This window comes from Pyrodictium delaneyi (assembly GCF_001412615.1).
GTDB classification, from domain to species: Archaea; Thermoproteota; Thermoprotei_A; order Sulfolobales; family Pyrodictiaceae; genus Pyrodictium; species Pyrodictium delaneyi.
In genome coordinates, this window is the sequence record NZ_CP013011.1 from 1,973,124 (window position 1) to 1,994,238 (window position 21,115).

The window sequence follows — 21,115 nt, forward strand, 5'->3', positions numbered from 1 at the left end:
ACTTCTAGTATTCCCAGGAGCTACTAGCCACCGGGTACGGGTAGACTTGCCCATAGCTCTCCCAAGGATAGCAGAGGAAGTCGGCATAGTGCTCAGCGGCGCAAGCACCTCGATGGCACCAATAGCGCTCCGGAGAGACCGAGAGCTACGCGTCCTCGAAGAGGACCTAGTCTTACTAGTAGACCCCCGTCTAGAGAACTATTACATGCTCGGAGTCGTGCGCTGGATTACCAGGTACGAGCCCTTCCTCCGCAGAAGTATACATAACATATACGTGGAGCACCCCGACGCACTTGATACCGAGGTAGTCATGCCCTTCTCTAACGCCTACGTGGAGATATACGCAGGCATATGCGATGAAGGCCCAGTATGCGACGGGAGAAAAGGGCTTGTTAACAACGTCTACGCGCCAACACCCGGCAGCAAGGTCTTCAAGCTAATAGACGCCGAGCCCATTACAAAGTATCTAACTGTCTCAAAGCCGATTAGCATAGGTGTGCACAAGTATAGCAAGTGGCGCCTACCACTGGACACCGAGTGGCTCAACTACCATGTGGGCGTCTTCGGCGCCACCGGGACAGGCAAGAGCAGACTCATACTACGTATGATGAACGAGCTAACGAGGAAAGGCTATAACCTAATAGTATTCGACCATAGCGGTGTAGACTATACACCATTCGCCACAAGACTCGGCGGCACCGTTATCAAGGCTTCCGAGATACGGATCGAGCCACAAATATTCGCCTCCATTCTCTCCCGGCTTACCGGCGTCCAGGGCCAGCAACGCGATGCTATAGAGATAGCAGCAATGTGTTATACAATGAACGTATATAAGAGTAATGGAGGCGGTGAACGCTACAATAGTGAGGAATGTCGCGAGATAACCGGCCAGAAGTCTAAGCAGCAAGGTCTCAGCCGTTTCGCCAGAAGTAGCGAGGAGCCAGGAGCAAGAGACGAGTTCCTCGAACTCCTCAAGACTGTCGCGCTGCGGCTCAATTTACGCTCGACTAGCATAATCAAACTTAGACTCCTAACCCGTCTTTCAGTACCCGAACACGTGTTTGAGAGCTTAAAGGCACGAAAGATAGAGCCATTGGAGGTCGTGAATACTGCCCTCCGTGAGAGGCTCGTTGTGATCGATATGAGCGACGAGCAAGACATAGAGGTTAAGCGGGGTATATTAGCATCCATAGCTTCCGCTGCATGGGAGCTCATAGCCGAGAGAAGGGAGCCCATAGGCCTAGGCTTAGTAGTAGACGAGGCCCAGAACTATGCTTGCGAGTACTGCGGCGAGGCCGGCAGAGCTCTTGAGACCATAGCCCGGGAGGGGAGGAAGTGGAAGTACTTCATCATAGTAGCTAGCCAGCGTGTAGCACGCGACATAAGACCTGGTGTGAGGAGCAACCTCGGCACTGTGTTCTTCTCGAAACTCCAAGCTACCGGAGATCTACAGGAGTTGGCTGGCTACCTCGACCTAGGCCGGGTGACCGAGGCTAGCCTGGCTATGCTGGGACGCCGCGAGTTCTACGTGGCTGGGCTAATGAATCCGCTGCGTAGACCGCTGCTCATACACGTTGATAGCGTCGAGGAGGGCTAGCGCTGAGTGCGCCGAGGCTCGTATATGTAGCGTTTCTCGGGGTTAGTATGGCCTAGCAGTACTAGTGCCCCGGAGCCACCTACAGCCTCCAGCATAGACGCTAGATGGCCTACTATCTTTCTCCTCAACAGTTCTAGCATGCGGGACTCGAGCCTGGTATACTCGTCTACGACGTCTATCGGGTAGGGGAGTCCCGTAGCAGGGTTGGTAAGCTTGTTCAGCATTGAGAGCGTCTTCTCTAGGCCCAGGCCGCCATAGTCTAGTACCTCTACGCGTACAGCTTGATGGTTCGGATGGCTCACAGAGGGCTTATAGAAAGCCACGATCACTCTGCTATATTCTCGTCTAGCGGCTAGCCTTTCCTCGACTATGCCCTGGTACTTCCTAGGCTCGACACCTTTCTCCGCAGCTATTATCTCGGCATAGCGTGGGAGTAGTTCTCCGAAGGAGCCGAGTACGAGGTACTCGCCATTGCCTAGCAGTAGGCTCATGATAGCCTTGTCGTTGAGGCTTAGTCGACGACCGAGCCTAGCACCTAGGAGGCGAGAGTAGCTCCTCTTAACCACACCTACAAGCGTTATCCCCAGGCGCTGTGCTCTCTCAAGCAGTTGTGCTACTGAGTCGTCGAGCTTTGCTAGTATGCGGCTCTTGGAGACAGCTTTCTGGCTCTTGAATAGGAGCTGGTATGGTATCAGCTCACCGTCGAAGAGGATTATACGAGCGTCCATCAGTCCCTGTTCTACGTAGCCTAGTACGCGGTGTGCTACAGCCTTCTCCACGAGCTTCGCGTAGAGTGGTAGGATTCTATGTGCATCCTCGGTGTCGACAAAACGTGCACGTGCGTAGACGTCGTAGGGCCTCACACCCCTAGCTCTGAGACCACCGAACCCAACATAGCCGGCTACTACTGCTACCAGGTGGCCACCGACTAGATCCATGCCCCCGTCTATGGGGAAAGTCGAGTCTATAGCTACACCTGGCAGAGGGTTCTCGCTGCCTAGCCTGCCGCGGGGAAGGCTTTCCAGGATTCCTCGTATTTCTCTACTCCCGTCGTACTCTTCGCGGAAGCTTAGTATCTTGTTAGCTATCTGCTCTGCGAGTTGCCGGCTAGTCTCTAGTAGACTCTGGACTGCTGGTGTCAGCTCGATTTCTTCCTCCTCCTCGTAGAAGCCAGGCATGCCGGGTGGCCCAGAGCTGGGTCCCGGCTCTCCCATGGCCCATGCCATTGCTCCCACACGGCTCCTACACTAGGTACTAGAACCAGGTAGTACCTTGAATACCCGCCGAGGCCATGAAGGCGGCGCCTCGCTGATGACCAGCACGTCTTACGAGGTAGCGCTGAGAGTGTGGGGTCTATGGATCGCCGTGCCCTACTACTGGCAGCGCTACAAGCGCTACACGTATCGAGCTGGAGCGCATACTATGCACTAACTAGGAAGCTCTACAATGACAACCCTGAGTTCTTAGTCATGCTTGCTGCCGCCGAGACATTACCCACTGCTGTCGGCATGTTTGGCGCATTACTTGCCGAAAAGAGGGGTTACCACGCTGCACTGGCACTAGGCATCCTTGAAGGCCTCTTCCTAGCCATGGTAGGCGTGTTCATCGACCAGCCCCTAATGTTATGGCTAAGCGCTCTGCTCGCGAGCCTCTTCTGGTCGACATCAGGGCCGCAGATACTCGGTTACACTATGACGCTCGCCGGCGGCAGCGGCACAGTATTAGGCCTTGTACTCGCCGGCAGTACACTCGGATGGAGTATCGGCGGTGCACTAGCACCTCTACTCTCCGATATCATTGGAGCCAGCCACGTGATGATTATATCAGGAATTATCACTATGACTATGTATCTCGCCCTCATACTATTGTCTGACAACCTAAAGCCAGGCAAGGAGAGGACCAACTGGAAGCGTACACGCTTCATAGCCGCTATAGCCTTGTTATCTAGCCTCGTGTTCACAGGAACCGAGATCATAGGCTCACTATACATGGCCAAACTCAGTGTTGAGACGGGCAGCAGCGCCGGCTACGCCGCCGCCAACGCTGCCACTGGGCTCGTTGCCGCAGCTGTTAGGCCTGCAGCCGGCTCGATAATAGACCGTGTCGGTGAGAACTTTGTGCTCGCCGCTGGCCTGGCAGCGTATACGGTGTACATAGCATTACTCTCGTCACTCCATGGGCTAGCATTCGTGCTTGTCTGGCTAGTGCCCATATATCCGTTTGTCGACACGAGCCTCTACAAGCTCGCTGCAAGACTCCTCGGCGATGCTATGGGCTCAGCTGTAGTGTCTTCAAGCTATAGTATAACAGGTCTAGTGCTACTCGCAGCAGCACGCATAGAGCTAGGGGAGAGCGGCTATACGCTACTAGCAGTGGCATCGTTCCAACTAGCCCTAGTTTTATCCATAATACTGTCTAGGACTGCTAGCCGCTGGCAACCTCACGGAAGAGTTTATCTTATTAGCGGGGGGCGTACGCGCAAGCTTGGGGGACGCTAGCATGGCTGGCCCACGCGATCCGGAAGTCATGAAGATAATCTATCAACGTGTACTTAACAAGATGGTTTGCAGGAAGTGCGGTGCGCTAAACCCACCTGGCGCCAAGAAGTGCCGGCGCTGCAAGAGCAAGAACCTTAGACCAAAGCGCGTACTAGCAGGCATGAAGAAGGGCTAAACTCAGTCTCTTCCCTCCTCCCTTGTTTCTGTCTCAGCTCCCTCCTCCATCCTTGTACGCTCAAGGATCCTTCGGACACCATCTATCACGTATAGTATAGCCTCCTTGAGCTTGCGCGCATTATCCACGTATTCGCCTGGCAGGTCGTAGACCACTGTTATGAAGCCCTCGTAGTCCAGGGCATACTTGTAGGTCGTGCTGGTAAAGTTCTCCTCTAGTAGTATTCTTAGACCCTCCCGCGTCGGCTCTACGTCGAGTGGCGCTGTCACGCGTAGCATCCCCGTATCACGGTCATAGATTATGGCAAGCCCTATCGATTCTCCCCGTCTATCCTTATACTCTACAACTATGTTGCCATGAACTCGGCGGTATGGCAAGCCGAGAGCTCGAACATAGACTTCTACGTCAGATATATCTGACACCATTACATGGACACCCGAAGTAACCAGCCGTGCTGGAATGGAACCCCCTCCTCCTGGTTAGGCCCGGTCGGGGTATTGAGCATAGCCCGGAGAGATTTACTCACGTTATTGGCTGGGGTTGCAGCCCACGGCTCCGGAGAAAGTTCTCTACGATACGCACCACCTCGCTAAAGACCCTCTCTAAGCTAGCCCTTACAGAGGCTCCTGCAGCTTGTGCGTGACCTCCTCCTCCACCGCCGAGACTGCGGCTGAGCTGCTCCATGATGTCACGACCTAAATGCAAGCCAAGCTTCTCTACAATACTCTTCCGTGCCCGGCCAACCACTCTCGTCTCTGAGCCACGCTCAGAGACTACTATCACGAGGTCGGCGCCAAGGTCGAGTATTGCGCGCGCTACGCTGGACTCGTAGGCCCCCACATGGGTGAATGCTATGATGTAGTCGCCTGCCCGTATACTATGCATCCTCTTCGCGCCTTTTATCCGAGCTATCCGCTCAGGGGGCTCCATGGGCGGCGATTGTAATGCCTTTAGTACGCGCTCGAGGCTCGCACCCTGCTCGAGAAGCTCAGCTGCTATCCGGAGCGTCCTTGCATTTGAGAGTATGAAATGTCTAGTATCATATACTATGCCTGCGAGAAGTAGTTCTAACACTGGCTTTTCGAGACGCAATCCCAGTACATGCGTAGCCATGAGGTATACTAGCTCGGAAACTGCACGGGCATGCGGATCATATATAGCTACTTTTGCACGTTCCACCAGCTTGTTAGAGGAGTGATGATCTATTACGACAAGGAGCACGTTGAGCGCGAAATTGGCTAGTTCCCCTAACTGCTCGGGTGACGCTGTATCAACAACAACAGCCATGGCCGATTCTTCGGGGGGTTCGTCCTCCACGTCGCCTGGCTCCTTTCCCATTATGTCTCGTACTAGCCTTTTACTAGCCTGGCTAAGCCCCTCGGGAAAGACCAACCTAGCATCGTAGCCGCTGCTACGTAGTATCTCCTTTACAACATATGCTGCTGCTAGTGCGTCAGGGTCTGCGTTACGATGCCCCATGACTACTATCGGCGTACCCGCTTCTTCTGCTAGATTTAGCATCTCCTCCGTCTTTTTCCTGAGCCATTCTGGCACGTAGCTGTTCTTCAAGCCACCTTGCTGCCTCGTCAATAGCCTCAGCCACTACCTCATCGTATGATAAGGGGGCTATCAGCCTACCCGTAACCCTAACATCTATGTTTATGCGTAGACTTTTACCGTCCGGACTAAGTTCACCCTCTACTATGAGATCTAGTTCTTCTAGTCGCCGGCGTAGCACTCGTTCTAGATGCTTCGAGACTATCCTCTCGACACCGGCAAGTAGTTTCTCCAGCTCCTCGGGCGTCAAGGGCTTCTCTTCGAGTCCCACGCTTACTATGCGCGGCATTTCCTGTCACAGCCCTCCTTCAAACAGACACTGTTGACTCCCACTACACTGGGTTTTAGTTAGCCGAGCCTCCTCTTAGAGAGCTTCTCGACCACAAGCCCCCAGCATAGGAGAAGCAGCGGGCCAAGAATACCGTAGACGCGTGGCGAAATGAGAGCTAAAAACCCGAGACACTACTGCGGAGCTGGCTAGCCTCCTGCGCCTCCCTGTTTGCCTAACGTGAGCCTTGTCTGTAGCTGCTTTATCTCCTGAGCAAGCTTGTCGAGCTGCTTCTTTATCTCATCCTCCTGCTTCTTGAGCTTCTGAAGTCTTAGCTCGAGTATTTCTAGCCTATCCTTCAGCTCTTGAATCACTTTGTTCCGGTCGACGCGTACCAGTATATTCGCCTCCATACGGTAGACAGGTGCGTCCTCGCCTGCCTCCTCTAGGAGCTTGAGCACCTTCTGCGTCTCCGCTACTTCGCTCTCAACAGCAACTCTCTCTTGAGCGATGCGTGCATACTGCGCCTGTAGGCTTTGGAAGCGTGCAAGTTTGTTCTCTAGCTCTGGCGGTATACGCTGCGCCACAACTATCCACCTGTAGCCGCAACCGCTTCGAGTGTCGCTGCTGCTAGGCTAAGATAAGCGTTTATCAAGGTCCTAGCTGCGGAAGGGTCGCGCGCCTCAATACATATTCTCAAAACGCCATCCCTGCTGCTTACCTCTACCCGGCCCCTACGGGGGTCTGGAGGGTTACGTGCCTCTGTCTCCAGAGCCTTTACTAGGGCTTGGACTAGCTTCTCGGAGAGGCCCTTTAGCTCTATACAGCCTGAGACCCGTGTCATAGTCTACCACGCTCGCTAGCCGCAGGAGCGGGCCACATACTCTACCAGTGCTGCAGCGGAACTCTATCTCGGCTAGAGAGCTCCTACCCCTATTGACTACAGCGACTACATCAAACCGGCTAAGGGCCTCCTCGTAGTCTACAGCTATGCCTGCCAGCATGGATCTAGCCAGTACGTCTGCTAGACGGTGCAAATCCTCGCCGGCAGCCGGTGAGACGTATATGCCGAGGCTCCTAGCGCCGTATGCTCTCTGCGCTCCAGGCGTCTCCCGGGAAAGTCTCACACCTTCAAGAATCATACGAGTCATTAGTCGAAGCTCCATCTCTGGAGGCTCAAGCGGCTCATATACGCTTAGTGTACCCGGATTACCCTTCCAGACTGATACTATTATCACACGTTGGGCACCACGTGCAACTGCTTCATAGTATAAGTCGCGGAATGTTGCTTTGCCGCGTGTAAGTCTTTCAGCCTCCGGGAGAACCGAGACCAGGTCTTTGACAAAGCTTCTCACACGCTGCGTAGGCCGATGCGACGTCGTAACTATTATACGGACCTTCTTCAAGGCTCTATCACGCTACAAAGCACTCCTAAGCTCTGAATACATTCTCCACGGAAAGGACTATTCTAGTCTAGATTATTATTAATGCTGATTGGGATTACAGGAAGTTATAGTCTACACCTAAGCAATCCTGGAAAATAGGCATGCTTTGTAGACAAAACAGACCTCCTCAAACAGTATAAGACTTTGGTTGCCTTGCTGCTAGGTACTATCAAAACTATTACTCAATCCCTGAGGTTTTTGTGAGATTAATCCTCACGAATGATTATCTTGGGGAAGTTCTTGTTTAGCCCGGTCCTCGGCACATAAGCGCCGCCAGCCCACACTGCACCACACTTAGTGCATGTCCAGAGACCAACACTAATTCTCTTGACATGACCCTTAACTCCACAGAATGGACATACATGGTCCGCATACCGACGCTGCATTACGTCTCTCCAACGCTTTCTTAGCGTAGAGCCGTAGCGCGGACCAAACCTTCCAGCTATGCCTACCGTGCGCGTACGTTTCGCCATTACTGTGTCCCCCGCGACCCTTGGAGCTTAGAGGCCTAGGTTATAAGGAGTGTTGTCCACTACCATCCAATACTTTACTCATTTCCGGATTCGTCGGCTTCCTGAACCGCCTCATCAACCACCTCGGTTGCCTCGACCGGCTCTTCATGCTCCTTGGGTGGAGGTGGCGGTGGCTGCTGTTCTTCACCGGGTGTTTCCGCTTTCATCTCTTCCTCCAACTTAGCACGGTAGGGTAGAACTATATCCTCAAGTACCCTATGGTATACACTAGCCTTGTTTAGAGCTATGCTTACAGCCGTTAGTACCTCACGATAATCTAGATCACCCATACCAGTTTTCTGTATGCCTGCAATCCTTCCATCCTCGCTAACTGCTACAACCATCCTCGTATCAGCTACTTGCTCTTCCTCGTATGTTGGATCAACTATGAGTTTTCCAGCCACCTTAGCGATAGTTACTGTCACTACACGGTGATTTACGGGTAGTATCATTGTGTATTTGCTGCGGTCTACCTGGTATCCGTTCTCAGTCTTCACAGCTGTTGGCAGTCTAGCAGAGAGGAGAGCAGCCATAGCAGCCAACATCGAAGCATCGAACAAGTTGCCATCATGGTTCAGCACGTATATATCCACGAATACGCGCCATACATGCTTTCCGGGTTCTAAGACAAGCTTGTCTAGGGCTACAGCCTTTATCTCACGCAGACTCCTATCTATCACGCGTGCCAACTCTATAGCATTCTCGTCTGGTGGGCCTGGCTCAAACGTCGGCGACGCAAGCGGCACAAACTCGGCATGTACGACAAGGACCCCCTCATTAGGTGTATCGGGGAAAGGAGCAACTATGTCAGTCTTTATACCAGCAAGTACGACTGTCTGACCTAGCTTGACTAGCGCAGAACCCTCTGCACGCTCAATGTAGCCCGGCACTATCTCTATACTCCTCACTTCGTCTAGCTTACGCCCGTCTAGCCTTACTCCCCGCGAGAGCAGAGTCTCCATAGTGTAGCGCTTAAGTTTCGGCACAACAGGCTGGAATGAAGGTGTTATGCTCACTACTCACCACCCTCCTCTGTTACCTCTACATACTTCTTGCGGAGTACCTCCTTCTGGAGCTTATATATAGTCTGGATGCCCTTGCGGGCAAGCTCCATAGCTTGCACAAACTCGTCATGAGTTAATACACCATTGAGCTGTAGCAGAAGCACTTTACCCAAGTTAGGCGCCATTGCCACCGGCATATCCGCCTCTGCATAGTTGTCCTCTATCTCGTCGATGTCAAGAACAAGCACTCCGTCAACCTTGCCGACCGCTACGCCAGCCACCAGATCCCGCATTGCTATACCGGCATCAGCCAAGGCCAGACTTGCAGCTGTTATCGCAGCAGTTCTTGTACCACCGTCAGACTGTAGGACTTCCATGTAAACGTCAATAGCCGTACGAGGGAATAACTCTGTGAGAACCACAGCCTCGAGGGCTTCCCTGATTACCTTGGATAGCTCCACCTCTCTACGTGTAGGCGCCGGCGTTTTACGCTCAGCCGTCGAGAATGGAGCCATATGATATCGGCATCGTATAACAGCACGGTCAGGGAGAGCCATATGGCGTGGATGCGCCTCACGAGGACCATAAACTGCAGCGAGAACACGTGTACCGCCATACTCTACTAGTGCTGAGCCATCCGCATTGCTGAGTACACCAACCTCCATCCTAATAGGCCTCAGCTGCGCTGCTAGTCTACCGTCGTGTCTGACAGCTACCTTCTGACCGTCACGCTCTTCCCACCGTATGAGGGCTGGTTTCTCACCTGTCGCACCACCCATGGCTTACACACCTCTACGGGTCTTCTCTCTACGTATAAACTCGCGCACCCTCTCAGTAAGACCGGTCGTGTGAGCCTCAGCTTCGATCTTCTTTATCGAGAGGATAACCACCTCTTCTAGGTCCTTATTCGGACAGCGTACCAGTATACGTCCATTCTGACCAACAACTATCTCGCAGCCGGTCTCCTGCATAATCATGTTTACCATAGACCCCTTCTTACCTATGACGCGGGGAACACGACTAGGCTTTATCTCCACAATGGAGCCCTCGACTATCCTGCCCAGTCCCTTACCCTTTATCGAGAGAAGCGGGTCCCGTGCCCGGTCAAATGCCACAACTTTGGCCACTATGTAGTCGCCAACGTCTAGGTACTTCTTGAGACTGTCTACCGCCGGGTTAAATGGACGGTCGAGAACCTCTTGTACGGTGAGTATCCCCTTGTAGGGTGAGGCTATGTCTACTTCCCAATGGGTTAAACCAATGTCCTTCACTAGCCCTATTACTATGTCGCCCGGCTTTGGTATGTACGCACCTTCAAGAGGAATTATACTGATCTTGTACTTGCCGTCATCGAGTTGTTGAATGCTGGCTAGCCCGGTTATAGTAGCATAGTACTGGTTGCCTTTGCGCTCGATGAAAGGCGAATCTACTACTATATCGTTGCCCTCAGCCAGTATATCTCCAGGTAAAACGATGGATCTAGGCGAGACGTATATCCGCGCCAACCCTGTCTACACCACGCTCACAACTTTGACGTCAACATTGCCCCGGGTGAGCTTATTGAGCTTATCCATAACTTCCTGTTGGAGTCCTGCAGGTATCTCTAGCTCGGCCACGAGGCTGCCATCACTACGCCAGTCCATATGTTTTACTTCTCCAAGCTTAGAGAGGGCCCCAGCTACGCGGCCCGAATACTGTGCAGGCACAACTATACGGAGGAGAGCCTTTGCAATCTTTATAGGGATTATGCGGCTTATAGCACGGACTATCTGTGGGGCTTGCTCTTCAACGCTCTTAAATGGGTCTACTCCTACGCCTGCCTGCTCCATAGCCGCTTCTATCCGGGCAGGCGGTATGGGAAGCTTAGTCTTCGGATCGATAGCGTTCTTGGCTATATAGTTTATAAGCTGGCGGCGCTTAGCCTCGATAAGCTTCCTGCGTTGCTCTGCTGTAAGTTGCAGCTCGCCACGACGAACTATTTCTGCAGCAATTTTCACTACATCATCTGTACCGAATACACGACGGAGAAGCTCAGGGGATGCGCGAAGGCCCCGCCGAAGATCAGTGTATATAGCGTCACTTATGACTAGGTCTTCCAGGTTTACATCCTTCCCCTGCTTAAATTCAAAAGCAAGATCAGGATTTACGAGGACCTCAAATCTCTTACCAGCGACCTCGAGTCTAGCCACTACTGGCTCGTGCTCGCCCTTACTCTTGCGCGGCATCTCTACTAGACACCGAGTTTTTCTAGGAACTTCTGCAGCTCCTCTTTAGACAGTTTCCGGAATCTCTGTGTTGCTGTGTCAACTACCCCTACTTCTAAGGTTTCAACAGTAGGCCTGCCCTCCATCACAGAGGCTACCGCCTTCATGCCAAGCAATATTGCATCATCTAGCGTCATGTCGTCGCGATACTCTCTCTGTAATACCTCAATGGCTTGGCCACCGCCCTGACCCAAGCCATGAGCCTTGTAGCTTATGTACTGGCCACTCGGCTCAGCAACATAGAGCTTAGGCCCTGTATCGTCGACACCAGCAATCATTAGCGTTACACCGAAGGGGCGGACACCACCATGCTGTGTATACACCTGCATTAAGTCGCAGATCTGGCGAGTGAGATACTCTACGGGTATCTGCTCACCATAGACGAACCGGTATTGTACCGCCAAGAGCCTGGCGTAATCTATCAGTATGCGTCCATCACTGCCGAAGCCGACGAAGCCTGCACCTATGTGTTCGTCAACCATGTAAACCTTCTCTAGCTGACCTATGTCTATCAGAGGGCTTGTCTTCCTCTTCTCAGCCACAATCACTACGCCATCTACAGCACGGACACCAACCATTGTCCAGCCGCGCTTGGCAGCCTCCATGGCATACTCTACTTGGAAGAGACGGCCATCCGGCGAGAACATCGATGTAGACCGGTCATACCCCATCATCGCTGGTGGTGCGGGGAACGACACTGTGCGTCACACCCTCCAAGCCGTGAAGCATAAACACTTACTCAAGCATAAAAAGCCTTATCCGAGCACAACAAACAACTAGGATACACATGGGCCGGTGAAGACGAGTCCGAAAACCGAGGTTGCGAGAGAATGGCTATGCGGAGTCTTCTCGCCCCAGAGGCCCGCCTCTAACAACATAACTGCCATCCTAGGAAGCCGCGAAACCCGGATATCCTCCCTCTACCTACACAGTTTTAGACCTGGACCTCTCGGGTGCCGCCGGGCCCCTGACAGCCCCGAAAGCCCTGGGGCCCACCTTGTGGATGAAGGGGCTCTGCGCGCCGGAACAACTATACCTCTCGTACTTATCCTCGCTTGATTAGGCCTCTTGTCTTGCACTAGGGTGTCTACGAGCGCTGTGATGAACGCGTCCTTCGTGCAGAGCAGCAGCGATGACTTGGAGGCCCCATTACTGAGCGAAAGGCATACATGTGGGAGGGGCGTGGAATGCCGAGCAACATTGAGAGGAGGGTTGCCCAGGCACTTAGGAGGCTAGCGAGGAGGCGAAACTGTGTTTCTATAGCCGAAGTGGCGGCGGAAGCTAGGCTTACACCAAGCGACGTACGTGGAGCACTAGAAGGACTCGAGAAGAAACGGCTTGTGATTGTCTCGGGTGACAGAGTCTGCTACACCGGTGGACCCGTGGATGAGCAGAGCTATGTTATTGGCCCCGAGCTGCGTCGTGTAATAAACGAGGTACGGTCTAGAAGGAGTATAGTAGCCTCCGTCTATGAGCTGGAGCGTGGACCTCTTAGACTCCTTGTGGTTGCAAGGCGAGACGGCATAGTGTTTGTTGTTCTACCGGTGTCGGGTAGAGAACCTACTGAGCGGCTAGTTGGCCTTGCTAGGAGGCTTGCACGTCTAGCTCGCCGTCTGGCTGAGGATGGCTGTCACGATCTCCCCGCTGGCCGCGGCACACCCAGACTGGTCGTACCGGTACTCGCGTCGGACTATGGTGCACCGAGGCTTGTCGAGGGCATAGTCTTTAGGCCCGCGAGAAGCCTCCTAGCTCTGATAATTGGGCCAGAGCCTATACTATCTGACCCGTTTGCACGAATCTACGAGTGTAACCAGCAAGCTAGGCGAGAGGAATCTCAATATATCGAGTAGAAGCTAGCTCGACTATACCTTCTATCTTCTCGTACTCCCTTAGTAGTTTATCCGGGTCAGCACGTGTAGCAACTAAGCCACGGGCTAGCTGACAGTACTCTCTAGTCTTGGCAGCCTCCTCGTATACTCCTATGCGCCTTGTAAGCGATACTATCTCTTCCTTATCGAAGCCAGCTAGAGGTCTTATCAGGGGGACGTTTAGGGGCCGTGCTCTAGTTAGCGCATAGAGGTTCTTTAGTGTCTGGCTCGATACCTGGCCTACACTTTCGCCCGTGTATATAGCGTCATAGCCCTCGGCTAGGGCGAACTTCTCGGCTACAACATACATAGCGAGTCTCAGGACTATCTGTGCATAGCTGTTCTCGACCATACCCGCTATCGCAGCTGTAACCGGACGGAAGTCGAAAACATAGAGCTTTGGACGATAGCCGTAGAGCCAGAATCTAGCTAGCTTCCTACCTACACGGAGAGCATCTATGATCGAGAGCGGCGACGCAAGCACATAGTGTACTAAGTCTACTTCAATCCCCCTCTTGGCGGCCATCCAGGCTGCTGCTGGCGAGTCAAGACCACCAGAGAATAGTACTATAGCTCTACCCTCGACGCCTATAGGTAGACCATCAGGGCCCCGGCTCATCCCCCGGTGTATGCAGGCCTTGTTACCCCTTATCTCGACGAATACCTCGACCTCTGGGTTCTCCAGGTCTACGCCCTGGGAGAGAGGGTAAAGCGCTGCACCGATAACACGCGCCGCGTCAAGGCTTGTAAAGGGCTCTACACCACTCCTTCTAGCTCTAACGGCGAACCTCTTATCGCGAACCCACTCCCCCGCAATCTCTTTCACACGCTCTGCTAGATCATTTAAGTCACTATACTCTACTAGGTGAGCTACAGCAACTCCATGAATGCCAAAGACTCGGGATAACACCTTAACAGCCTTCTCTACCGACTCCTCGTCCTTACAGTTTGATACGTATAACCTGGCTGCTTCTATCCATACACGGTTACACTCTACATCCTCACGTCTAAACGCGTCAATAATGTTATTTACAAGCCGTCGTTCAAACCGCGGCCTCGTACGATCCGACTTGAGTACTATTTCTCCCGAAATGCTCGCCAGTACTACCTTTTCCATAGTACTCCCGGGTTCTATCCTCAGAGCCAGCGCCCCTCTTTACCTAAATTGTTCAGCCACACTTGCAATCCTTACGTGGCCTAAGCTCGATCTTCATCATATCCATCGTATAAGCATCAACAACTATCATTTTCCCTTTGTTTACCTCCCCCATACCCGTTACTAGCTTCATAAGCTCCGTGACAGCGATCGAGCCAACCAGGGCCACTATAGGGCCTACAGCTGGTATCTTTGAGGGAGACTTTAGCGACGGTGGGAGGAGACAACGAAGGCAAGGTGTCTCGCCAGGTACTATCACCACTACCTGGCCCTCAAACCCGTATATTCCTGCATGTATGTAGGGCTTACCAGCTCTATACGCTGCTTCATCCAGTATGAACCTTGCCTCCCAGTTGTCTAGCCCATCAATCACTATATCGACTTGCTTGACTAGATCATCGACATTGTCTCGTGTTATCCTTTCAGTCACCGGAACTATCTCGACGTTGGGGTTTAGGCGTCGAAGTTTTTCAGCAGCAGAGATAGGCTTCGGCTTACCTATGTCGTCGGTCCAGTGGAGAATCTGGCGGTTTAGGTTGGAGTCCTCAACAGTATCGCCATCTACTAACACGAGCTTACCGACACCTAGAGCTGTGAGGTATAGTGCCTCAAATGAGCCGAGCCCACCTACTCCTGCAATCATGACGCTAGTTTTCTTCAGCTTCTTCTGCCCCTCAACCCCGAAGAGGAGGAGCTGACGCTCGTAGCGCAACAGCTCACTAGGGGTAAGCTCTATGACCTCCGCGGACGAGCAGCCGCTCATACTCTGTCAACTCCTTCACATTTATCATGGACACACCACGTAGACACATACCTCTATCCGTAGTAGCATGACCCGGATACGCAAGACTAGCGCATACGCGTAAAGGTACCATTCCTATGTAGAGTGTACCAGTATAGCTTGCGAGCCCAGAAGTGCGTCTCTTATCCGTCTGCTTTGAACTTTTACACAGCAGCTACAAGACAAGGTTGACCGTTGTTGCAGCGGTCGGATCGTCGTGAGATCTTCATTGTATGTCGGACACTACCTCTGTCTGGGACGGCGTCCTCATCCCGCCGTTCTGCCAGTACCACTTCTCCCCTATTTTACTCCCCTCGGTGCCTAAGCTTCCTACATCTCGGGGCTCTCAGTGTGGAATACGAGGCTTGAACTATTAGACAAAACAGCACGTGTAAGGCTAGTTATTCAGCCGATAGCCTCTATTGAGAACCACGGCGTTCTTCCTCTAGGGGCTGACCTACTGATAGCTGACTGCGTCATGAAGAATATTCGGCTTCCTCGGGGCGTAGTTGTTGCCCCAACTATACCATATTCCACGGCGATCGAGCACCAGGAGCCGCGGGTCTCAGTTAACCCACAAATGTTTATACAATACCTAGTAGAGGTTGGCTCATCTCTCCTATCCATTGCCGACACATTGTTATTTGCCGTCTTCCATGGCGGAGCCTACCACGCAACATACCTGGCTGCAAGGATTCTACGCTCAATGGGTAACAATGTAGTCCTTTTCAACTTCTGGGACACAGTTACAAAGGCTATAGGATTGAAGGATGTCTTAGTTCATGCAGACTGCATTGAAGCCAGCATACTTCTTGCATGCGGCTATGATAAAGGTATCCGCGAGACAGAACAGGTAGATCCAGACTGCACACGTATTGCACCGCACTACCAGCCCTGGGTCTCCCTAGACGTGCCCGACCTCTATCCGCGAGATAGCGTTCCCGCTTCGAGAACGCTCGGTGAGAAACTTCTGCAAGCAGCTAGCGCGCAGCTAAGAGAGCTTGTAGAGTCGATCTTGGAGCAGCTGGAAGCCTCTTCACGATAGATATTATGGATGAACTGCTCCACTCTATTTCCGGTATCTCTGCCACCAACAACCTGGCTATCGGCGCGCCTTCATCAACCATAACTGTGTCTAGGCGCAGCAGCTTCATACAGTCAATAGATGCTGCACGAAGTAATGCTCTGGCTAGGAGTTCGGCTTTATCTCGGCCATCCTTATGTACAACCATATACGTAAACATTATCTCCTCGTCGACGTACGGCGGTATCCATGCCGCGTTATCAGTGCCTATACCAATCACGGTTTTGTCAAGGAGCTCTGGGAGCACGCTAAGCAGGGGAAGCCTTCCGAGATGATACATGTTGGATCTAGGACAGAATACTAGCCCTATACCCGACTCCGCTAACTCCATGATCTCGTCTCTATCGAGGTAGGTTAGGTGTATAGCTGCCGTAGGAGCTGCCTGGAGTACTATCTCATAATCTTTAGACTGATACAGCTCTAGTGTCTCGGATACATGCACGTGTACATGTCCATTGAACCGCCTAGCATAGGATGACAGTTCGGCGAACTCCTCTGGGCTCAGGTCGAATACAGTATCGAGACCTACACCACCAGCTTCGCCTAGTAGTTGTAGGTATGCGCCAAGACTCTTCGTGAGGGGCTGACCTAGTATCCTTGCGCTTATTCCGGCTCGGGCTGTACTATTGTTTACTAGCTCTAAACCTCTTCTAGCTAGCTCTGCGTATACCCCGACATAGAGTATACCCTTTCTCTTCATGGAGTCGAGCACACGGCTAATCCTTTTATCTAGCTCTACTTGGTCTAGCTTCGAGAGTAGTTTGTACTTTAGCCCTGTAGGCAGTGCCACAAGCTCATGGAGAGGGAGGGTCTCCCCCGCTTCCGCTATGGAAGCGTCGAGAATATGTAAATGAGCGTTACAAAGAGCTGGGAGGAGCACTAGCCCTGAATATATCCTCCTAGACGGGCTGCACCCTTGACCTATACCCCTTACTCGTTGCTCATCATCAATGTCTATGCATGGCTTGTAAATTGGTCGCAGCTCATCACCCACGAGGGCAACAAGGACTTCTATTTGCATACTCTTATTCAATGTATACTGTTTCTCCCTCGAATTTTGCCTCTTCAATAGCCCGGAGCCTCCTCACTAGCTTAACAGCTGCCTCAACTGATCTACGTGCATAGTCATCTACGCGCTCTAGCGCCTGCATACGGTTCATCCCCGGCCCTGATATTCCAAGGGTTACTGGTTTACCGTACTTCTCGGCTAGGTCTACTAGTTTCCTTGCGACCTGGTGCGCTATCACTTCGTCGTGCTTAGTAGCACCAGTTATGATTGCCCCGAGAGCCACCACCGCATCCACGTCATCCTTGCGCAACAGCTTCTCCACGAGTAACGGTATGTCGTATGCGCCTGGCGCCCTTACCACATACGTGACTGTAGCACCAAGAAATTTTGCATGGCTTAGAGCACGCTGCAACATGAGATAAGTGACATCATGGTTGAACTCGGATACGACTATTGCAAGCCGAATACCTTCACCTGCAGCCACGGCGTATACACCTACCCGGGTATATAGGAGCGGGCTTAGGCAGGGTTAGAGGGTTATCGGTCCCAGGGATAGCCAGCCTAGACTCTCAAAGGGCCTGCGTCAGGATATCCCTGCCTTCTTCCTGTCCCGGCGCGCGCTGTTAGCACGTCCGGCCTGTATAGGAGTAGGTAGAGGTTCTCTGCATGCTTCTTAGCGCGGTCTACCGCGATCCGATAGAGGTCTTCCTCATTCTCTGCCTCGTCTTCATGCACCGTTACATCTATTATGTGGCGCTCAAGTTCTAGCTGTACGAGCTGTATAGCGAGACTGTAGACTGCATAGCTTATCTTATCAGTTATCGATGAACCTATCCAGCCTAGCACCATTCCGGCATCACAATTCTCTTCTTTCATGATCTTCTTTATCTCTACTGGTACGTCCTTTATCCCCGGCACAGTGCGCCTTACTATTTGTACGCTAGGCATCAGTGTCTGCAAGGTATCTATAGCATATCTAGCCATGTCTACTCTAGCAAAGGTTGTATCTACAATACAGATCTTCGCCAAGCTTTTCCACCCTATCGATTATCTCATTTCCCTCAATCAGAGGGTAGCCCTTCTCCCTAGATACTCTTCTCGCATCCTCAATGCTCAGTGCATCTCCCTTCGAGAGCATCTCGACGATGACTGTTGAAGGCGTCATTCCAGCTAGTATTGCGAGATGGAGGGAGAGTTCCGTATGCCCTTTCCTCTCGTTAAGCCGACGACCTAGTAATATGGGCACGTGCCCTGGTGCTACAAAGTTTGACTGGAAGTAGTTACGTGCTTCTCGAGTGTTGCCGTGTATTATCATTGTTAGTACCTTGTCAAGTTCGCGTATAGTAGTGGCGCGATCTGAGTCTCTTATCCCGGTTTTTACCCGTATGCTATTAACCCAAAGAGAGAACGCCGGTTTGTCGCCGTAGCCGAGTGTCTTACTAGCAAGCGGGGCTAGCTCGGGTATTGTTGAGATTATCTCGTATCCATACCTTAGCCCTACGATCCTTCCAGCCGGCTGGGGCATTGCATAGCATATGAGTCCTCCCGCGAGTGTACGCATTTCGTAGATACGTTCAGTAGTAACCATGGATGCATGGATAACATAGTCTATCTCGTTCTCGCGGCCAGCTTCATCGTATATGAGGACAGGTATTCCTCTGCGAAACGCCTCTATGGCTTTTTCTAGTTGGTTGCTCAAGGGTGTCTATCCCTCAACCAGCTCCGAAAGCTATACCATGGAATTTCCTTATGCTACCCTAATCACTCATTCTAAGGCGGGGTGTTAAACGGGAGTCGCTGTCCATCTATAGATCTTGTAATGGTTTGAGAAACTATCGGCAAGTTACAGTTTCTTCTCCACGTTTGTCCACATACACTCGACAACTCCTAGCACTCCTTATAACGGATAGCGCGTGAGCTGCGCGCGCTAGCGCAGCACGCGGATTATCGTCCACGCCTATACCTACCTTATATCTCCCGTCACCTATTGCCTCCATGACCAACCCTAAGGCATCATCTATGTTCTCCTCTGGAGCAAATAGTATAATGTTGTCGCCTCCAAGATAGCTTGGTATATAGCCTCTTGGGAGAGCATCCTCTACAAGTCTGATATAGAGCCTCATTACCTCGGCAAAAGGCTGGAGAAAGCCCTTTCGTCGCCTCTCGTTGCTAACCATGTCTAGATCTATGTGGAGTGCCGCCACACCACCATCGTCGTAGTCGTCTATTGTTATACCTGGTTCTATGGGTACTCTGTCCCAGCCCGGACGATTTGTCGCAACTACTCTCATTGCGACCGGTACAGGGGATTCACGACTCACAACCCTGTATATCTCTTCGATGTTTTCTCTCGGTACACCGTTCAACACTGCTACCATTATGTCGTGGCTGAACGGGACTATGTATCCTCCACTAGCTGCAGCAGCATCCATCGCTGCAAGGTATATTGCTGACTGCCGCTTCTGGATTATCCACTCTCTATCGTAACCTATCTCCTCTGTCCACTCACGGTACCCTATGAGTACTATAACGCCCGCCAGCAGCACCACACCGTCTCCCCTCTATGCTAGCACACGCCTAGCTATTCCCTCCCGGAGCATCTTTCACTAGATCTGCTATTTTCCCGGAGAGACACGGCTCTATGTAAGGCTCAGCAGCAGGAGGACAACACGTTGACTCTACACGATAAGCTACGTGTACACAATTGCCACAAGGACACTTCTCAAGGCATAAGAGCCTTAGCCGCGGAGATAGGCTGGTTGTAGGGAACCCCTCCGCCTGAGGGTCGTCGAACACATTCCTCCCAGCCGCAAAGACGTATGGAGTGTATGTTACCCGTATTTCGTCTACGAGCCCGGCTTTGAGCATGTTATAGTTTAGTATACCACCACCCTCAATGAGCAGCCGGCGTACATCATACTCCATGACTAGTATCTCCATCGCTTTAGCAAGGTCTACTACGCCATTCTCGCCGACTACGTGGACGCGAACCCCCTTAGCCTCTAGACGCTTAATCTTCTCGCTATCACGTACAGCCGTGAATACTATGACAGGGGGACCAGGTTCACTTACTAGGCGTAGCTCATCGTGTAGCCGCAGTCTGCCATCGACTACTACACGGTAGTACTTGTCGCTGCGAGGGTTTAGCCTTTTCCGGAGCGAGGGATTGTCTATTAGGACCGTAGAGGCGCCAACCATTACTGCCTCGGCTGCGCCTCTCAGCAGCCGAAGCCTGGCAAAGTCATAGTTACAGCTTAACAAGCTATACCGTGTAGATGATGCTATCCTCCCGTCAAGCGTAGCAGTAGAGAATATTATCGTGTACGGCCGCGTCAACGACCTAGTCAAGGTAGTCTCCGCCTAGCGATGGCTAGTGCACGCTTAGCCCTCTTTATAGTGCCAGTCGTCCGTACCGGGATTATCACTGCACGGCTATCACCGATACGCCGTACTAGTCCTAAAGCTGCAAGTACGAGGTACTTAGTGTCGTGGGATACACGTAGTATACCCGCAGCCCTTTCAGGGTCATAGTATACTAGCTGTAGACGGGCCAGTGCTACCGTTAGCTGGCCAGTTAGCCTCTCAGCCGCCCGGATTATTGCCCGCTCTACTTCCTGGGGCGATGGAGGCTGTTCACCTTCATAGACTATTATGAATGCTATGTAGCGGCGTCGTCTACGTCTACGCAGCTTCTCCAGAAACTTCTCCGCATCACTGCTCTGGAGAGCATAGCTTGCCGCTTTTAGGATACTACCCATTTCCTTGGCTAAGCTATCTAATCGCCTCTCTAGGAGTGCTACGCGCTTCTCAAGCATTCTCTGACCATGGACGCTCAAGGCTACGTAACCAGCAAAGCCGACGGCTAGAACCGCCAGTATAGCCGTGTCTAGCTGCAAT

Annotated in this window: 27 protein-coding genes; 5 read left to right on the forward strand and 22 right to left on the reverse strand. The window is 52.2% G+C overall.

Going from position 1 to position 21,115, the window contains the following annotated elements:
- Positions 1 to 46 precede the first annotated feature (46 nt).
- On the forward strand, positions 47 to 1,597 hold the full coding sequence (locus Pyrde_RS10010; RefSeq protein WP_055410421.1) for an ATP-binding protein: 1,551 nt from the start codon (positions 47 to 49) through the stop codon (positions 1,595 to 1,597).
- On the opposite strand, the gene Pyrde_RS10015 is transcribed toward Pyrde_RS10010, so the two are convergent.
- The gene (locus Pyrde_RS10015) at positions 1,594 to 2,775 is read right to left on the reverse strand and encodes a DNA double-strand break repair nuclease NurA (protein WP_231656745.1); all 1,182 of its coding nucleotides are present in this window, start codon (positions 2,773 to 2,775) and stop codon (positions 1,594 to 1,596) included. The genes Pyrde_RS10010 and Pyrde_RS10015 overlap by 4 nt on opposite strands.
- 177 nt (positions 2,776 to 2,952) lie before the next feature.
- Between Pyrde_RS10015 and Pyrde_RS10020 the strand changes: the two genes are divergently transcribed.
- Positions 2,953 to 4,095 (forward strand): MFS transporter, encoded by a 1,143-nt coding sequence (locus Pyrde_RS10020; protein WP_055410426.1) that lies wholly within the window; start codon positions 2,953 to 2,955, stop codon positions 4,093 to 4,095.
- Between the two features lies 1 nt (position 4,096).
- Entirely contained in the window at positions 4,097 to 4,270 is a 174-nt protein-coding gene (locus Pyrde_RS10025; protein WP_055410427.1) for a 50S ribosomal protein L40e, read from the forward strand.
- Positions 4,271 to 4,272: 2 nt separating this feature from the next.
- On the opposite strand, the gene Pyrde_RS10030 is transcribed toward Pyrde_RS10025, so the two are convergent.
- The 12 genes from Pyrde_RS10030 to psmA all read right to left on the reverse strand — a co-directional run bounded on the left by Pyrde_RS10030 (position 4,273) and on the right by psmA (position 12,018).
- Positions 4,273 to 4,695: a hypothetical protein gene (locus Pyrde_RS10030; RefSeq protein ID WP_055410429.1), complete on the reverse strand. Its 423-nt coding sequence runs from the start codon at positions 4,693 to 4,695 to the stop codon at positions 4,273 to 4,275.
- Between the two features lie 97 nt (positions 4,696 to 4,792).
- Positions 4,793 to 5,839: a DHH family phosphoesterase gene (locus tag Pyrde_RS10035; protein ID WP_055410431.1), complete on the reverse strand. Its 1,047-nt coding sequence runs from the start codon at positions 5,837 to 5,839 to the stop codon at positions 4,793 to 4,795.
- Entirely contained in the window at positions 5,736 to 6,116 is a 381-nt protein-coding gene (locus Pyrde_RS10780; RefSeq protein ID WP_088171828.1) for a hypothetical protein, read from the reverse strand. Before Pyrde_RS10780 ends, Pyrde_RS10035 begins: the two co-directional genes overlap by 104 nt.
- A 188-nt stretch (positions 6,117 to 6,304) precedes the next feature.
- Positions 6,305 to 6,682: a prefoldin subunit beta gene (locus tag Pyrde_RS10040; protein ID WP_055410433.1), complete on the reverse strand. Its 378-nt coding sequence runs from the start codon at positions 6,680 to 6,682 to the stop codon at positions 6,305 to 6,307.
- 2 nt (positions 6,683 to 6,684) lie between these two features.
- On the reverse strand, positions 6,685 to 6,939 hold the full coding sequence (locus Pyrde_RS10785) for a KEOPS complex subunit Pcc1 (protein ID WP_143522100.1): 255 nt from the start codon (positions 6,937 to 6,939) through the stop codon (positions 6,685 to 6,687).
- The gene (locus Pyrde_RS10045) at positions 6,848 to 7,501 is read right to left on the reverse strand and encodes a Brix domain-containing protein (protein WP_055410435.1); all 654 of its coding nucleotides are present in this window, start codon (positions 7,499 to 7,501) and stop codon (positions 6,848 to 6,850) included. The genes Pyrde_RS10785 and Pyrde_RS10045 overlap by 92 nt, the downstream gene beginning before the upstream one ends.
- A 245-nt stretch (positions 7,502 to 7,746) precedes the next feature.
- Positions 7,747 to 8,013, reverse strand: a complete 267-nt coding sequence (locus tag Pyrde_RS10050) for a 50S ribosomal protein L37ae (RefSeq protein ID WP_055410438.1) — start codon at positions 8,011 to 8,013, stop codon at positions 7,747 to 7,749.
- Between the two features lie 74 nt (positions 8,014 to 8,087).
- Positions 8,088 to 9,068 carry an exosome complex protein Rrp42 gene (rrp42, locus tag Pyrde_RS10055; RefSeq protein WP_055410440.1) on the reverse strand — a complete coding sequence of 327 codons (981 nt, stop codon included), beginning with the start codon at positions 9,066 to 9,068 and terminating at the stop codon, positions 8,088 to 8,090.
- On the reverse strand, positions 9,068 to 9,835 hold the full coding sequence (rrp41, locus tag Pyrde_RS10060; protein ID WP_055410441.1) for an exosome complex exonuclease Rrp41: 768 nt from the start codon (positions 9,833 to 9,835) through the stop codon (positions 9,068 to 9,070). The genes rrp42 and rrp41 overlap by 1 nt, the downstream gene beginning before the upstream one ends.
- Before the next feature lie 3 nt (positions 9,836 to 9,838).
- Positions 9,839 to 10,561: an exosome complex RNA-binding protein Rrp4 gene (rrp4, locus tag Pyrde_RS10065; RefSeq protein WP_055410443.1), complete on the reverse strand. Its 723-nt coding sequence runs from the start codon at positions 10,559 to 10,561 to the stop codon at positions 9,839 to 9,841.
- A 6-nt stretch (positions 10,562 to 10,567) separates the two neighbouring features.
- Positions 10,568 to 11,281: a ribosome assembly factor SBDS gene (locus tag Pyrde_RS10070; RefSeq protein ID WP_055410445.1), complete on the reverse strand. Its 714-nt coding sequence runs from the start codon at positions 11,279 to 11,281 to the stop codon at positions 10,568 to 10,570.
- A 5-nt stretch (positions 11,282 to 11,286) separates the two neighbouring features.
- The gene (psmA, locus tag Pyrde_RS10075; RefSeq protein WP_180385451.1) at positions 11,287 to 12,018 is read right to left on the reverse strand and encodes an archaeal proteasome endopeptidase complex subunit alpha; all 732 of its coding nucleotides are present in this window, start codon (positions 12,016 to 12,018) and stop codon (positions 11,287 to 11,289) included.
- Between the two features lie 489 nt (positions 12,019 to 12,507).
- On the opposite strand from psmA, the gene Pyrde_RS10080 reads away from it, so the two are divergent.
- A complete protein-coding gene (locus Pyrde_RS10080; RefSeq protein WP_055410449.1) occupies positions 12,508 to 13,170 on the forward strand; it encodes a helix-turn-helix domain-containing protein in 663 nt (220 codons plus the stop codon).
- Here the strand turns inward: Pyrde_RS10080 and Pyrde_RS10085 are convergent.
- Together Pyrde_RS10085 and Pyrde_RS10090 are read right to left on the reverse strand one after the other, a co-directional pair.
- The gene (locus Pyrde_RS10085) at positions 13,139 to 14,305 is read right to left on the reverse strand and encodes a tRNA sulfurtransferase (RefSeq protein WP_055410451.1); all 1,167 of its coding nucleotides are present in this window, start codon (positions 14,303 to 14,305) and stop codon (positions 13,139 to 13,141) included. The two genes, Pyrde_RS10080 and Pyrde_RS10085, sit on opposite strands and share 32 nt — an antisense overlap.
- A gap of 52 nt (positions 14,306 to 14,357) precedes the next feature.
- Positions 14,358 to 15,107, reverse strand: coding sequence for a HesA/MoeB/ThiF family protein (locus Pyrde_RS10090; RefSeq protein ID WP_055410454.1), 750 nt, complete (start codon positions 15,105 to 15,107; stop codon positions 14,358 to 14,360).
- Between the two features lie 367 nt (positions 15,108 to 15,474).
- Between Pyrde_RS10090 and Pyrde_RS10510 the strand changes: the two genes are divergently transcribed.
- Positions 15,475 to 16,170, forward strand: a complete 696-nt coding sequence (locus Pyrde_RS10510; protein ID WP_197272684.1) for a creatininase family protein — start codon at positions 15,475 to 15,477, stop codon at positions 16,168 to 16,170.
- Here the strand turns inward: Pyrde_RS10510 and Pyrde_RS10095 are convergent.
- The 7 genes from Pyrde_RS10095 to Pyrde_RS10125 form a co-directional block, all read right to left on the reverse strand.
- Positions 16,106 to 17,278, reverse strand: a complete 1,173-nt coding sequence (locus tag Pyrde_RS10095) for an amidohydrolase family protein (RefSeq protein ID WP_156328060.1) — start codon at positions 17,276 to 17,278, stop codon at positions 16,106 to 16,108. The genes Pyrde_RS10510 and Pyrde_RS10095 overlap by 65 nt on opposite strands.
- Entirely contained in the window at positions 17,235 to 17,702 is a 468-nt protein-coding gene (gene ribH / locus Pyrde_RS10100) for a 6,7-dimethyl-8-ribityllumazine synthase (RefSeq protein WP_197272685.1), read from the reverse strand. The genes Pyrde_RS10095 and ribH overlap by 44 nt, the downstream gene beginning before the upstream one ends.
- Positions 17,703 to 17,779: 77 nt before the next feature.
- Positions 17,780 to 18,247, reverse strand: coding sequence for a riboflavin synthase (gene ribC / locus Pyrde_RS10105; RefSeq protein ID WP_055410457.1), 468 nt, complete (start codon positions 18,245 to 18,247; stop codon positions 17,780 to 17,782).
- Positions 18,210 to 18,917, reverse strand: coding sequence for a 3,4-dihydroxy-2-butanone-4-phosphate synthase (locus Pyrde_RS10110; RefSeq protein ID WP_055410459.1), 708 nt, complete (start codon positions 18,915 to 18,917; stop codon positions 18,210 to 18,212). Before Pyrde_RS10110 ends, ribC begins: the two co-directional genes overlap by 38 nt.
- 133 nt (positions 18,918 to 19,050) lie before the next feature.
- Positions 19,051 to 19,767: a GTP cyclohydrolase IIa gene (locus Pyrde_RS10115; RefSeq protein ID WP_055410461.1), complete on the reverse strand. Its 717-nt coding sequence runs from the start codon at positions 19,765 to 19,767 to the stop codon at positions 19,051 to 19,053.
- Positions 19,768 to 19,795: 28 nt separating this feature from the next.
- Positions 19,796 to 20,566: a dihydrofolate reductase family protein gene (locus Pyrde_RS10120; RefSeq protein WP_082419626.1), complete on the reverse strand. Its 771-nt coding sequence runs from the start codon at positions 20,564 to 20,566 to the stop codon at positions 19,796 to 19,798.
- Complete coding sequence (locus Pyrde_RS10125) at positions 20,563 to 21,114, reverse strand: Rpp14/Pop5 family protein (RefSeq protein ID WP_055410465.1); 552 nt, start codon at positions 21,112 to 21,114, stop codon at positions 20,563 to 20,565. Before Pyrde_RS10125 ends, Pyrde_RS10120 begins: the two co-directional genes overlap by 4 nt.
- Position 21,115 lies beyond the last annotated feature (1 nt).